Genomic DNA, 13814 nt, shown 5'->3' with positions numbered 1-13814 from the left:
CATCCCGAACTCAGCAGTGAAACGATGCATCGCCGATGGTAGTGTGGGGTTTCCCCATGTGAGAGTAGGTCATCGTCAAGATTAAATTCCGAAACCCCATTTGCGAAAGCAGATGGGGTTTTGTTTTTGCGCGATGGAAAAGTGCTCATTGTTATGGCGATCTATTGCGGACAATTTTGCACAGTTATTTTCAAGACAGAGCACTAGAATAGCTCCCCTCTTTTTCCTTCCGAGACCAGAGTCTTTTATGTCTGATCCAGTTGACGCCCAGCAGGTATCAGACTTACCGCTGGATGACCTGGTGGCCTGCCATGAATGCGACCTGCTGATGCGCAAACCGCACCTAGCCCATGGTGAGAAAGCGCAGTGCCCGCGTTGTGGCTATGAGTTGTATGCCCACCGGCACAATGTCGTCGAGCGCAGCCTGGCTCTGGTCATTGCGGCGTTGTTGCTGTACATCCCGGCGAACTTTCTGCCCATCATGCAGCTCAATCTGTTGGGGCAATCGTCTGAAGATACCGTGTGGTCTGGCGTGCTCGGTTTGTTCAACACCGGCATGCAAGGCGTCGCAGTCGTGGTGTTTTTGTGCAGCATGGGCATTCCGCTACTCAAGCTGCTGTGCCAGTTGGCGGTGCTGCTGAGTATCCGCTGGAACGTCGGCCGCAGTTACGGCCTATTGCTCTACCGCTTTTATCACCATATGCGCGATTGGGGGATGCTCGAGGTCTACCTGATGGGCGTACTGGTGGCCATCGTCAAGTTGGCGGATATGGCGGCCATCACCGTGGGCCTAGGCCTGGTGTGCTTTATCAGCTTGCTGTTGGTTCAAGTTCGGTTGGAAATGGTGATGTCGCCGCACCAGATCTGGCAGGCGTTGTCGGGGGAGGATATTCATGCGGGCGATTGATGTAGGCATTCTGATTTGTATGGAATGCCACGAGTTGAACCGGCAGGTGCCGGACACCGACGAGCAAACCTGCACCCGCTGCGGTGCGCTGGTTCACGCACGCCGCCCCAACAGCCTGATGCGCACCTGGGCCTTATTGGTGACGGCCGCCATCCTCTACATCCCGGCTAACTTGCTGCCCATTATGACGGTCAGCTCATTGGGCAAGGGCGAACCGAGCACCATCATGTCCGGGGTGATCCAATTGGTTCAGCACGGCATGTTGCCCATCGCGGCCGTGGTATTTATCGCCAGTATCCTGGTGCCCACATTTAAGTTGGTGGGCATCGCCCTGTTGTTGTTCTCGGTGCAACGGCACCAGCCGCTTTCGGCTCGCCAGCGCATCATCATGTACCGCTTCATCGAGTTCATCGGCCGCTGGTCGATGCTCGATATCTTTGTGATCGCCATCTTGGTGGCGTTGGTGAACTTTGGCCGGCTGGCCAGCATTGAGGCCAATCTCGGTGCGGCGGCTTTTTCCAGTGTGGTGATTTTGACGATGCTTGCCGCAGTAACTTTCGATCCCCGACTGATTTGGGATAACACGGAGTCGGACGACGACCATGACTGATTTGCCTACCGCTAAAACCCGCCCCGCGTCCAATTGGTCGGCCATTTGGGTGCTGCCCCTGATCGCCCTGGTGATCGGCGGCTGGTTGGGTTGGCGTGCCTACAACGACACCGGTATTTCGATCCAGGTCCGCTTTGAAAGCGGCGAGGGCATTCAAGTTAACAAGACGGAAGTGGTCTACAAAGGCATGTCTGTGGGTAAGGTCAAGACCCTCGCCCTGGACGATCAGGGCAAGAGCAAAGGGGTGATCGCTACCGTTGAGATGAACAAGGACGTCGAACAATACCTGCGCACCGGTACCCGTTTCTGGCTGGTCAAACCGAGCGTGTCGCTGGCCGGTATCACCGGTCTGGAAACCTTGGTCTCGGGCAACTACATCGCGGTCAGCCCCGGTGAAGGCGAGTCGACGCGCAAGTTCAAGGCCCTGGGCGAAGAGCCGCCGCTATCCGATTCCAAGCCCGGGCTGCACCTGACCGTCAAGGCCGAACGCCTGGGCTCGCTCAATCGCGGCAGCCCGGTGTTCTATAAGCAGATCCAGGTCGGCGAGGTGAAAAGCTACCTACTCTCGGAGGATCAGAATACTGTCGAGGTCAAGGTCTACATTGAACCGACCTACGCCAAACTGGTGCGCAAACACACGCGTTTCTGGAATGCCAGTGGCATCAGCATCGACGCCAACCTGTCTGGGGTGAAGGTGCGCAGTGAGTCGTTGTCGAGCATCGTCGCCGGCGGTATTGCCTTTGCCACGCCGGAGAACCGCAAGGACAGCCCGCCGACCGACCCGAGCCTGCCGTTCCGTCTGTATGAAGACTTCGACGCAGCCGCCGCGGGTATCCGCGTGAAGGTCAAACTCAGCGATTTCGAGGGCCTGCAGGCCGGGCGCACGCCGGTCATGTACAAGGGCATCCAGGTCGGCAGCCTCAAGGCCCTCAAGGTTGACCCGGACCTGTCCAGCGCCAGCGCCGACCTGACCCTCGACCCGCTCGCCGAAGACTACCTGGTGGACGGCACCCAGTTCTGGGTGGTCAAACCTTCCATCTCCCTGGCCGGCATCACGGGTTTGGAAGCCCTGGTCAAAGGCAACTACATCGCCATTCGCCCGGGTGACAAGGGCGCCGCGCCACAACGCGAGTTCGAGGCGCGGGCCAAGGCGCCGCCCCTGGACCTGCGTGCCCCCGGCCTGCACCTGGTGCTGTTCACCGACAGCCTCGGCTCCTTGGAGGTCGGCAGCCCGATTCTGTACAAGCAGGTCAAGGTCGGTTCGGTGCAGAGCTACCAGTTCTCCCGCACCCGCAAGCAACTGATTATCGGCGTGCACATCGAGAAAGAGTACGAAGGCCTGGTCAACGGCTCGACCCGGTTCTGGAATGCCAGTGGCATCACCCTTTCCGGCGGCCTGACTGCCGGTATCCAGGTCAAGAGTGAATCGCTGCAAAGCCTGATGGCCGGTGGCATTGCCTTCGAGACCCCAGAGGCCAAGGTGCCGCTGACCAAGCGCATCCCGCGTTTCCGCCTTTACGCCAACCACGAAGAGGCCATGCAGAAGGGCACTGTGGTCACCATCCGGGTCGAGCGCGCCGATGGCTTGAGCAGCGGCACACCGATCCGCTTCAAGGGCCTGGATGTGGGCAAGGTCGAAGACGTTGATTTGAGCGACGACCTGCAATCGGTGCTGCTCACCGCGCGCATCACCGAAGTACCGGAACGCATCGCCCGGGTCGGCAGCCAGTTCTGGGTGGTCAAGCCCGAGCTGGGCTTGATGAAGACCGCGAACCTGGAAACCCTGGTCACTGGGCGCTACCTGGAGGTGCAACCGGCAGTCAAAGACCTCGGGCCACAGAAAGCTTTCGTTGCCTTAGTCCAGCCGCCGCAGGTCGCCGTTGCCGAGCCAGGCCTGAGCCTGGTGCTGAGCGCGGCGCGGCGCGGTTCGCTCAAGGTGGGTGTGCCGGTCACTTACCGTGAGATCACGGTGGGCAAGGTCACGGGGTACGAGTTGGGCCAGACCGCTGATCGGGTGTTGATCCACATCCTGATCGAGCCCAGGTACGCGCCACTGGTGCGTGGCGGTAGCCGGTTTTGGAACAGCAGTGGCGTTGGCGTGGACTTCAGCCTGTTCAAGGGGGCGACGGTGCGCACCGAGTCCCTGGAAACCCTGATCCAGGGTGGCATTGCTTTCGCCACCCCGGACGGCGAGCGCATGGGCAACCCAGCGCTGGCCCAGCAGACATTCCCGTTGTTCGACAAGTTCGAGGACGAGTGGCTGCTGTGGGCGCCGAAAATTGCGCTGGGTAAATAAAGGAACCGCGTTATCGTTCATCGCGGGCGGGCCCGCTCCCACGCTTGAATGTATTTGCAGGCCAAATGTGGGAGCGGGCCTGCCCGCGATGGCGCCCTCACACACGCGAACCCACAAAAAAGCCGCGATCCCAATGGGTCGCGGCTTTTCGCGTTTCAGCGTGGTCGATCAGACCTCGTCCAACTCCGGCGCCAGCGCCTCGACAGGCTGCAACGCCTTTACCTCGTCATGGCGGCGAATGAACTTCCAGTCCGACTCGTCGATGTAGATGCCATTGGGCCCGCTGCCGCCTTCCAGGTCGATGGCCACGTGGGCGCAGACCTGCGGCTTGACGCTGGCCAGGATCGGCACGAAGCCCAGTTGCAGACTGGTTTCCAGTAGCGCGGCCTGGTTCTTCTCGTCGATGTCCGCCGCTTCGTCCAGGTAGTACGGCAAGCGCACGCGCCCGGCCTGGTCGCGGTCCATCAAGTGCAGCAACAGGTACATGTTGGTCAGCGCTTTGATGGTCATGGTGGTGCCGTTGGACGCCGCGCCGTCGATGTCGGTGTGGATCACCGGTTGGCCGTTGATCTTGGTGATCTCGAACGCCAGCTCGAACAAATCCTTTAGCCCCAACTGGTTGTGGTTCGCCGCCACCAGGCGCGCCAGGTATTCCTTGGCCTCTTCGTTCTTGCTGTCCTGGTCGGCGCTTTGGCTGAGGTCGAACACCGAAAGCGTCTCGCCTTCCTCGTACTGGCCGGCGCTGTGGATGATCTGGTCGATGTGCTTGAGGGCTTCCTTGTTCGGCGCCAGCACGATGCGAAAGCTTTGCAGGTTGGATACCTGGCGTTTGTTGATCTCGCGGTTGAACAGCGCCAACTGGTGTTCGAGGCTGTCGTAGTCGCTGCGGATGTTGCGCAGGGTCCGGGCGATGTCCGTGACCGCCGCGCGGCGCGCCTTGCCCAGGGTCAGGGCTTCGTCGGTGCGGTGCGCGTAGGCGTTGATGAGCAGTTGCAGGCGCCGCTCCATGTCGTCTTCGCTGTCGAACTTGGCCACGCCCTTGAGGCGCACCTGGGCATACAGCGCCTCGATCTGGCCATCGGCGCGCAGCAGCCCTTGCCAACTGTCTTGATAGTCATTGAGCAACGGCAGCAGGTTGTCCATGGAGTCGTCCACCGGGTCCATGAACGGCGTGCCGAACGGCAGGTCGGCGGGCAGCAACTGGCGGCGGCGCAAAGCGTCGTCAAGGGTGCGCTGCTTGGCTTCCATGTCGCCGATCTGGCGGCCGACCAGTTGCAGCTTGGCCGACAGTTGCTGGACCCGCTCGGTGAAGGCGTCGCTGGAACGCTTCAACTCGTCCTGGGCGGCTTCCATCTGCGCGAGGTTTTCCAGTTTCTCGTCTTCTTCAGCGCTCAAGGTCTGGGCGCGGCGGAAGTCTTCCAAGGCTTTTTGCGCGTCCAGCACCTGCTGGTACAGGGCCTCGGTCTGGGTCTTGCTCGCGGCGCGGTCGGCGGCCACGGCGGCTTGGGTCTTGAGCTGCTTGAGTTCTTTGTCCAGGCGATCCTTCTGGTCGCGCAGCGCGGCGCGGTCGGCCAGGGCTTGCAGGGCCGGCGGCTCGATGTGCGTCAAGTCGATGGCTAACCCTGGCACCTCAAAGCGTTCGCCCTTGAAGCCGTCGAGGATCACTTCCAGGGATTTGACCCACTGGCCGTCCTCGTCCAGGGCAATGCCGTGCTCGCCCAGGGGCAGGCTGAACAGTGCGCTGTTGAACAGGCGCATCAGGCGTTCCACGTCCTGCTGGGAGAACTCTTCACGCAGGCGCGCGTAGCTATTGTTATCAGCGTGGTCGAGTTGCTGCTTGACCGACTTGAGGCGTTTTTCCAGGTCCCGCAGGCGTTCTTCGAGGTCTTCGGCGCTGAACTGGCGCGACTGCGCCAGGGCACCGGCCAATTCGTCGTGGGCGTCCTTGGCGGCCAGCAGTTGCTGCTCCAGCACTTTCACGTTGTCCACCAGGGCGAAGCGATGCTTGAGCACCGCCAGTTCGCCGAGCCAGCGCTGGATGCCGCTGATTTCCCGCTCCAGGCGCATCAGCTCTTGGGTGCCGCCGCGCTGGTCGTTTTGCAGGGCGTCTTGCTCGTTGCGGTAATGCTCGGACTGGATCAGCAGCTCTTCCTTGCGTGCACCGGCGTAGTCCGACCAGGTGCCCAGCAGGGAGTCGAGCAGCGGTGACAGACGATGCAACTTGCCGCGCAGCACATCGCGCTGCCTGACCCCGGCGGCCAGCGCCTCGACCAGTGGCCCGGCGGCGACCATCGAGTTGTAGTCCTGCTCCATGCGCCGCACGTCGCGGAACGCCTCTTCGCAGGCGGCGATGTAGTCGACGCTGCCGGAACGCAGGCTGTGCTCGAAGGCATCGAGGAACAATTGTTTGAGCTTGGCCGCGGTGATTTCGCGCATGTGCAGCAGGTTGATGAACAGGGCGCGGAAGGTTTTCAGGCTCTGTTCGCTGGTCGAACGCAGCGGGATCAGCGTCAGGTCCAGGGGAATGGAGGTGTGGCCGCCCACCAGCAGGCGTCGCAGCTCGTCGGGCTTGAGGTCATAGGCCTTGATGCCCAGGCGTTCGAGGTTGTTGAACAGTTCTTTGTGGCGCAGGCAGGTGTCGTCTTTCTGGTAATGGGCCAGGTCGAGCTTGCCGGCATAGGCGAAGAACTGGTGGCCGAAACCGCCGCCCGGGCCGCGTCCGACCACGCCAATCACGTGGGGGCCGTGGGGCAGGGCAACTTCGACGAGGATGTAGCTGGTGTCGGAGGCGAAGTAGAAACGCCGCGATTGCTCCAGGCTGTACTTGCCGAAGCTCATGTCCGACATGCGCGCCAGGATCGGGAACTGCAAGGCGTTGATCGAGGCGGACTTGCCCAGGTTGTTCGCACCGTAGACCGACAGCGGCTCTTCCAGGGGGAACAGGCCCAGGCTGTAGCCGGCGGTGTTCAACAGGGCAAAGCGGCGGATGCCGTAGCGTTCCTGGCTCATGCTTCATTCTCCTGTTCTTCGGCAATGGCGCGGGCCAGGGCGTCTTCTTCGCTTTCGTCCGCGGCGCCGAACGGGCTGAGGTCGAGGGGGTCGTCGGTGTGCAGCAGGTGTTCGTCGCTGTCGTCATCGACCAGCACCGGCGCCGGCAACGGCAGCACGCTGTGCAGGCTGGCGGCCAGGTCGCGGTCCTGTTGCACCGACAGGCACACGTCGAGGAAGCGGTGCATCGGCGGCAGGAAGCGGTAGACGCCGTTCTCTTCGCCGGCAAAACCCAGTTGGGTCATGCGCCGCATGATTTTTTCTTCCAGCTCTTCCTGGGTCTGCACTTCGGCCTGGATAAACAGGTCGCGGTACTTGTCCAGCAGCGAGGGCAACTCGTCGCGGCCCAGGCTGCCGCCATCGAGCACGGCCACCGGGTCGCGGCCCTGGTCGGCCAGGTGCTCGACAAGGATGAAGGTGAACAGCGCCAGGCGCTGCGCGGTTTTGTTCACCGCCGCGGCGGCCAGTTCCGGGACGAAGTAGTAGAAGCCGCGGGTGTCGCACACCAGCTCAAAGCCCAGGGCCTTGAACAGGGAGCGGTACTGGTCCTGGCAATTGGACAGTTGGGCATACAGCTCCGGGTCGCGGCGGCTGACGTGGTAGCCCTTGAACAACTCGCGAAAGATCGGCGCCAGTTGGGACAGTTCGGAAAGATCAAGATGCATGAGGAGTGCTCGCAGAATGCTCGGGCGTATCGTCGCTGGCCGAGAGCAGGGCGAAGGAGCGCAGGCTGACCTGGTGCTCGTGGGTGTGGTAGTCGCGGCGCTCCAGGCGCTCGCGTTTGAAGCGTTTTTCCCGCGACAGGCGCGAGAACCAGTAGAGCAATTCGTCGGTGGCGCCGTCGGGCTCCTGCTCCAGCAGCCAGCTCATCAAGTCCGGCATCGGCAAAGCATTTTCGCAGCGCTCGAGCATCTCGCGCACGGTGCGCGGTGCCCGTGGGGCCTCGCCCTTGTGGGTCTTGTGGGCCTTTGGGAAGCGCGCCGGCTTGGGCTCGAAACGGGCCAGGGCATAGACGTAGGCTTCGACCTGGCCGGAACTGCCGAGGAAGGTGCTCTGCGGACGGGTGAACAGCGGCATGGCGGCCTGGGGCACGGCGTCGATGCCTTTGCGCCGGATCGCCGCCAGCGCTAGCGCCGCGCCGCGGGTCACGGCGTTGTGCCGGCGCGCTTCTTCGCGCAGGGGCAACAGCAGCTCGCGGGCGTGGCGCAGGGTCAGTTGGGCGCTGGTTTGCATTTCCAAGATGCGCGCGTGGGTGCGCAGCAGCATGTCGTCGTCCACCAGGTGGCCCAGGCGCTGTTGCTCGCTGAGCATCTTGAGCAGCACGTTTTCGACTTTGCGCACGCCTTGCTCGAAGGCGCCGTCGGCGTTGACCAATTGGATCATCGGCTCGACGTACTCGTCCCAGGTCGCCAGCACTTCGGCGTAGCGCTGGCGCAGGGGGATCTGCCGGTCGCTGGTCTTGGCCCGCTCGGCCACGGCCACCAGGGCCTGCTCGTCGTTGGCGAGCTTTTTCAGCACATCGCGCACGCGCATGTCCAGCAGGCGCAACTGGCGCGCCAGGTCATTGCCGTCGCGGATGTCGAAAGCATCCTGGATGTACCCGGCCAGGCGTTCGAGGTGGCGCAGGTAGGCTTCGATTTCCAGGCACAGGCCCAGGCGATGCTCGCGGCGCAGGTAGGCGAGGAAGTCGTGGATCTGGGCGTTGAGCTCGAAGCGGTTCGGGCTCTTGGCCACGGGCACCAGGATGTCCAGGCGGATCCACACGTCCAACAGGCTGGTGATGTCCTGCGGCGTGCTGTCCAGTTGCTGGGCGGCCAACTGTGAACGCAATTCGTTGAGGCTCAGGGTGCCCTGGTCGAAGTGCTCGCACAGCGGCTCCAGGAGGGCCCAGTGTTCAGCGAGGGCGCGCAAGACGCGCTTGGGTTCGATCATCAAAATGGCCGGCTGGTTAGCGATTAAAAGCGGCGATTGTACTGCATCGCACGGGTCCGCAAGCGCCGCGGGTCAATCGCTGAGACGAGTAGCCGCTTTTGTGGCGATCAACTGCGGGCGATCTTGGGCGAAGGGCGGTAGAATCCCCGCACTTTCCGTTATCCAAAAGTGGCCGAGCTTTGCTTATCGAGTCCCGTCGCCGCGCTTACCTAAGCGCCATGCAGGTGGTCAACTGGCTACCGCGCACCGAATTGCCCTTTGCCGCGCCGTCGCGGCCAGAGCTGCTGGCGATGCCTGAACTGCTGGGCGAAGAAGCCGCGCCCGACGTGCCGAACCTGATCGAAACCCCCGCGCCCATGCCGCCGAGCGAGCGCCCTCGGGTCGAAGTGCCCCGGCCTGTGCCTGCGGTGGCACGCCCGGCGAGCAAAGCGGTAGAGGAGGCCAAGCCCGCCGCCCCGGCCCGCGCGCCCCAAGTGCCACCGCCGCGCTTTGCCCTGCAATTGCTGCGCGCCGGGCGTTGCCTGCTGCTGGTGGAACTGCCCACCGGCGAGCCCTTCCAGAGCCGCGACCCGGCTTACCTGCTGCTCAAAGACATGCTGCGCGCCGCCGGCCTGCCGGACAGCCCGCAGATCGTCGGCGAGCCGGTGCGCTGGCCGCTGTTGGTGCGCGGCACCATGGACCAGGGCCCGGAGGCGGCACGGGACTTCGTCCAGGGCTTCGTCGCCGCGCGCCTGGAAGAAGAGGCCTGTGCTTGCCTATGGCTGATCGGCCTGCCGGCGGTGCGTTTTGCCGGCGAGGCCGATGCGCAGTCGTACCACCGCGAACTTGAGATCGAAGGCCTGGGCGTTGCCTGGGCCTTGCCCGGCCTTGAACTGTTAATGGAAGAGCCACAGCGTAAGGCTGATGTCTGGCAAGCGATGCGCCGGCTGATGGCGCGCTGGAAACCCACCGATGAGTGACGCTGTAACCTTCCGCCCGATGACCGAGGCGGACCTGGACGCTGTACTGAAGATCGAATACGCCGCCTTCAGCCACCCCTGGACCCGGGGGATCTTCCTCGACGGCCTGGGCAAGTACCACATCTGGCTGATGTTCGAGGGCCAGCAGCAGGTCGGCCACGGGGTGGTGCAGATCATCCTCGACGAGGCGCACCTGCTCAACATCACCGTCAAACCGGAAAACCAGGGCCGTGGCCTGGGCCTGGCGCTGCTGGAACACCTGATGTCCATCGCCTACAAAGCCCAGGCGCGCGAGTGCTTCCTGGAACTGCGCGACAGCAACCGCGCGGCGTTTCGCCTCTATGAGCGCTACGGCTTCAACGAAATCGGCCGCCGCCGCGACTACTACCCGGCCGTGGGCGGGCGCGAGGATGCGGTGGTGATGGCTTGTACCTTGGTTGACTGACTGAAAGTATCGCGAGCAGGGGCTTTGTGGCCGGCTCAACAACCTTCTGTGAGAGGGTTTGTTGTGGGAGCGGGCAAGCCTGCTCCCACAAGGGTTTTCCACAAGACTCTGCGCTTTGGTGGGTGCGGGCCGGGCAGCGCTCCGCTCGCCCGCGATGGCGTCAGCCCAGGTACCGCTCGGCTAGCGGTTGCCATCCACCGGTTCGCGCTCGGCCAGTTCGGCTTCGTCCCAGCCATTGCCGCCGCCGATGTCGTCTTCGTCCACTATGCTCAGGTCCCAATCGGCGGGGTTGTCTTCGCCGGCTTCCTGGGCGTCGCGGGCGCCGTCTTCGAGGATCAGGGTTTCTCTGCTGAGGTCGTCGTCGGTCAGTTCGTGGTCGGGTGTGGTAGCGCCGGTCATTCCGGCTTCATGATGCCGCGGTGGTGGGGCGTCACGCTGGCGTTGGCTTTCGGGGGTGAGTTCATTGAGGTGTTCGCCGCTGTCGTCCCGGTCGAAGTCCAGTTCGTTCATCGAGCCCATGCGATCCTCGTTGTCATCGATGGGTTCGGGCTGCGGCGCGCCGTAGGGGCGTCGTGATTCGGTCATGGCAATTGCTCCCAGGGTGTGTACGGTGGACAGGCACACCCCCCGAAGATTCAGAGATTTTCCAGGCGTGCGACGATCTGCCTGGCCAACGTGACGCCGAACGGCGCTCGTCTGTCAAAGCTGCGCATCATTCTTGAGGCTTCACAGCATGAACGAACTACAAGACCTGATTGATAACAACGAGCGCTGGGCCGACGCGATCACCCAGGAAGACCCGGATTTCTTCGCCAAACTGGCCCGCCAGCAAACCCCCGAGTACCTGTGGATCGGCTGTTCCGACGCACGGGTGCCGGCCAACGAGATCGTCGGCATGCTGCCGGGCGATCTGTTCGTACACCGCAACGTGGCCAACGTGGTGTTGCACACCGACCTCAATTGCCTGTCGGTGATCCAGTACGCGGTGGACGTGCTCAAGGTCAAACACATCCTCGTCACCGGCCACTATGGCTGCGGCGGTGTGCGTGCCTCGATGCAGGATCGCCAATTGGGCCTGATCGACGGTTGGCTGCGTTCGATCCGCGACCTGTACTACGAACACCGCGAAGCGCTGGGCCAATTGCCCACCGAAGAAGAGCGGGTTGACCGCCTCTGCGAGTTGAACGTGATCCAGCAAGTGGCCAACGTCGGCCATACCAGCATCGTGCAGAACGCCTGGCATCGCGGCCAGAGCCTGTCGATCCATGGCTGCATCTACGGGATCAAGGACGGGCGCTGGAAAAGCCTGAACGCCACCATCAGCGGTTTCGAGCAATTGCCGCCGCAGTATCGGCTGCGTCCGGCGGGCGCACCGTAGGGAGCGTCAACAACGGCTCTGCCGGTACCAGTGTTGTAGGAAGAGTTGCCCCTGGGCGTTGGGGGCCTCTTCGTAACCGGTGATCCAGCCACGGCACTGGGGCGAGCCGCATTGGCAGGCGAACTGGGCCGGCAATTGCTCCTCGGTGCTGGCCAGGTCCATATACAGCAGGTCGCCCCGGGCGATGTCCTTGAGCGACCACATCCACAGCTCGCTCATGTCCAAAAACACATTGGGGTCGCAGGAGTGCGCCAGTAACCCGGTGAACCACGGGTCGTGCAGGTGCACGCCGTGCATCATCTGCCGGGTCCAGGGGCCGCGGGCCGGCACCATTACCCCGGAAAACCGGCACACGCGGCAGATATGCCGAACTGTTTGCAGGCTGCTGAGCCCCGAAATCTGCCCGCCCGTGGGCGTGCTGACGGCGAAGTCTTGCCTGGAGGGATAGCCATCGCTGACCTGCAGTTCGTCAAAAGGATAGAGGCAGTCGCGGGTGCTTTTGCCGAGCTTGTCCATTTTCATAACGGTCCTTGTTCCGGCACGGGTGCATCAATGCCATCCAGAGCGCTCCAGCCCTGGTGCAGCAGTCGGTGCTGGCCAAGCCTCGCGCAAAAAAGCACCAGGGTCTACTGTCATTTCTGACAGTAGATATCCGCTAGTTATCGCGTCAGCCATGGCTGACGCGAGGTGTTATCACAAGGCCGGGGTGACGGCTGCATCGGTGGCGGGAGCCTGGAGTTGCTGGAGTTGTACGCTGACGGCCGGGGTCGCGCACTGGGTTTGGGCGTCGGCCGGCGACAGCTTGCGGATCGAGGTATAGAACAGTTCGCAGGTCTGGGTTTTCTGGCTGTCCTGCCAGGTTTGGGTGCAGCGTTGCAGTTGCGCGGCGGGGTCGGCGCCGGGCTGGGAGCCCATCGCAGCCTGCCAGCACGCGGCACTGAGGTCCTGGCCCATGGTTTTCAGGCCCACGGCGTCGGCGCGGGCCTGGTCGCCGTCATAGTTCTCGGGGTCGGCGGCATACCAGATATAGCTGGGGTGATTGGCCCCCAGCACCGGCACCTTCACCGCGGCCACCGGGTTGATCTGCGCCAGGCCCAGCACGGTCACCGTGACCCCGTATTGCTGTTTGAGCCAATTGCGCACCGGCGCGCCAAAAGCCACCATCGGCAGGCCCGTATCCCCCTCGCCACGGCTGAGTTCGCGCACCATCGTGGCCTGATAGTCCTTGAAATAGTCGTAAATGCCCTCTAGATCCTTGCCTGCACTGGAGGGTGCGGCCACCGGGGCGATATCGACAATGGTCTGGAACGCGGGTGTTTGCTCGGCCGGGATGCCATTGGCGGTGAGCAGCGTGGCCCAGCGGTCGGTGGTGGCCGAGTCGAGATAGTCCTGGGCGCGGGTCAGGGAGTAATCGGGTGGGAAGTGCAGCAGTTCGACGCTTTTGCGTTTTTCCAGGGCCATGCCCAGGGGCAGGAAGAAATACCAGTCATAGGCCCACTTGCCCTCGGCATTCAGGCGCCGCGCCCCTTCGTAGGCCAGGTCGCCGGCCTTCAGCAGGGCCGCCAAGGGCTTGCCGTAGCTGGCGGGCACCCCGGTGATGCTGGCGTAGAGCTGCTGGTTGTCGGCGGTGACGCGCACTGTCGCCGTGTCGTAGCCGTCGCGTTTCACGCTTTGCTTGAGGTAATGCTCCACCGTTTGCGCGAGGGTCCAGTCGCGGTAGCAGATCACCGCGCAATTGTTCGGGTAGGCGAAGAGGCGGGTGACCCGCTCGGTACTGCCGAGCGCCAGTTCGGCGTCGGCCAAGGCATGGCTGCTCAAGCCCAGGGTGGCGAGGGTCAACGTCAGGGCGGCGAGTTTGTGCATGGGGGACTCCTTGTCGACATTTTTGAGTGAGGGGCGGGTGTTGCGCGTGAAGAATAGGCGGGCGCTGCACGACCGGGGGCAAGATGGCCACAAATCATGGCAATATGCCGTCCGCTCATCATCGATCAAAGGACTGAACCATGGCTTTTACCGATCAAGAACGCCTTGCCCTGCTGGCCGTCAAAGGCGTTGGCCCGACGGTAGTCAACCGTTTGGAGCAAATGGGCTTTGCCTCGTTGGGCCAGTTGGCCGAGGCCGATGCCCTGGAGATTGTCACCAATGCTTCGGCCCTGGTGGGGTCGACGTGCTGGAAGAACAGCCCCCAGGCGCGGGCGGCGATTCAAGCGGCCATTGCCATGGCCAAGGCGCGTTGAGC

13 protein-coding genes and 1 rRNA gene are annotated in these 13814 nt (G+C 63.1%); 8 read left to right on the top strand and 6 right to left on the bottom strand.

Annotated elements, in window-relative coordinates:
• The 4 genes from rrf to AC19YT_RS16685 all read left to right on the top strand — a co-directional run.
• Window positions 1–81: ribosomal RNA gene (gene rrf / locus AC19YT_RS16700) — 5S ribosomal RNA — on the top strand; the annotation flags it as partial.
• Between the two features lie 166 nt (window positions 82–247).
• A complete protein-coding gene (locus tag AC19YT_RS16695) occupies window positions 248–907 on the top strand; it encodes a paraquat-inducible protein A (RefSeq protein ID WP_095107732.1) in 660 nt (219 codons plus the stop codon).
• Window positions 894–1517: a paraquat-inducible protein A gene (locus AC19YT_RS16690; protein ID WP_500610651.1), complete on the top strand. Its 624-nt coding sequence runs from the start codon at window positions 894–896 to the stop codon at window positions 1515–1517. The genes AC19YT_RS16695 and AC19YT_RS16690 overlap by 14 nt, the downstream gene beginning before the upstream one ends.
• Window positions 1510–3813: a PqiB family protein gene (locus tag AC19YT_RS16685; protein WP_500610650.1), complete on the top strand. Its 2304-nt coding sequence runs from the start codon at window positions 1510–1512 to the stop codon at window positions 3811–3813. Before AC19YT_RS16690 ends, AC19YT_RS16685 begins: the two co-directional genes overlap by 8 nt.
• Window positions 3814–3981: 168 nt before the next feature.
• Here the strand turns inward: AC19YT_RS16685 and mksF are convergent, their stop codons facing one another.
• From mksF to mksB, 3 genes are read right to left on the bottom strand one after another with little or no spacing between them, the layout of a single operon-like run.
• A complete protein-coding gene (mksF, locus tag AC19YT_RS16680) occupies window positions 3982–6822 on the bottom strand; it encodes an Mks condensin complex protein MksF (RefSeq protein ID WP_500610649.1) in 2841 nt (946 codons plus the stop codon).
• Window positions 6819–7526, bottom strand: coding sequence for an Mks condensin complex protein MksE (gene mksE, locus AC19YT_RS16675; RefSeq protein WP_500610648.1), 708 nt, complete (start codon window positions 7524–7526; stop codon window positions 6819–6821). Before mksE ends, mksF begins: the two co-directional genes overlap by 4 nt.
• Complete coding sequence (mksB, locus tag AC19YT_RS16670; RefSeq protein ID WP_500610647.1) at window positions 7516–8793, bottom strand: Mks condensin complex protein MksB; 1278 nt, start codon at window positions 8791–8793, stop codon at window positions 7516–7518. Before mksB ends, mksE begins: the two co-directional genes overlap by 11 nt.
• Before the next feature lie 179 nt (window positions 8794–8972).
• Between mksB and AC19YT_RS16665 the strand changes: the two genes are divergently transcribed.
• Window positions 8973–9752 (top strand): energy transducer TonB, encoded by a 780-nt coding sequence (locus tag AC19YT_RS16665; RefSeq protein WP_500610646.1) that lies wholly within the window; start codon window positions 8973–8975, stop codon window positions 9750–9752.
• Complete coding sequence (gene rimI / locus AC19YT_RS16660) at window positions 9745–10197, top strand: ribosomal protein S18-alanine N-acetyltransferase (protein ID WP_500610645.1); 453 nt, start codon at window positions 9745–9747, stop codon at window positions 10195–10197. The genes AC19YT_RS16665 and rimI overlap by 8 nt, the downstream gene beginning before the upstream one ends.
• A gap of 180 nt (window positions 10198–10377) precedes the next feature.
• On the opposite strand, the gene AC19YT_RS16655 is transcribed toward rimI, so the two are convergent.
• Window positions 10378–10782 (bottom strand): serine kinase/phosphatase, encoded by a 405-nt coding sequence (locus AC19YT_RS16655; RefSeq protein ID WP_500610644.1) that lies wholly within the window; start codon window positions 10780–10782, stop codon window positions 10378–10380.
• A 148-nt stretch (window positions 10783–10930) separates the two neighbouring features.
• On the opposite strand from AC19YT_RS16655, the gene can reads away from it, so the two are divergent.
• A complete protein-coding gene (gene can / locus AC19YT_RS16650; RefSeq protein WP_095107741.1) occupies window positions 10931–11575 on the top strand; it encodes a carbonate dehydratase in 645 nt (214 codons plus the stop codon).
• Window positions 11576–11581: 6 nt separating this feature from the next.
• Here the strand turns inward: can and AC19YT_RS16645 are convergent, their stop codons facing one another.
• Complete coding sequence (locus tag AC19YT_RS16645) at window positions 11582–12097, bottom strand: SET domain-containing protein (RefSeq protein WP_095107742.1); 516 nt, start codon at window positions 12095–12097, stop codon at window positions 11582–11584.
• A 171-nt stretch (window positions 12098–12268) separates the two neighbouring features.
• Window positions 12269–13438 carry a hypothetical protein gene (locus tag AC19YT_RS16640; RefSeq protein ID WP_095107743.1) on the bottom strand — a complete coding sequence of 390 codons (1170 nt, stop codon included), beginning with the start codon at window positions 13436–13438 and terminating at the stop codon, window positions 12269–12271.
• A gap of 140 nt (window positions 13439–13578) precedes the next feature.
• Here AC19YT_RS16640 and AC19YT_RS16635 point away from each other — a divergent pair, with 140 nt between their 5' ends.
• Entirely contained in the window at window positions 13579–13812 is a 234-nt protein-coding gene (locus AC19YT_RS16635; RefSeq protein WP_500610643.1) for a helix-hairpin-helix domain-containing protein, read from the top strand.
• The last annotated feature ends 2 nt before the right edge of the window (window positions 13813–13814 follow it).

The sequence above is a fragment of the Pseudomonas sp. MF08875 genome (genome assembly GCF_059862525.1).
Note: the sequence above shows the minus strand (reverse complement) of the source record. Positions and strands in the feature narration are given on the sequence as shown.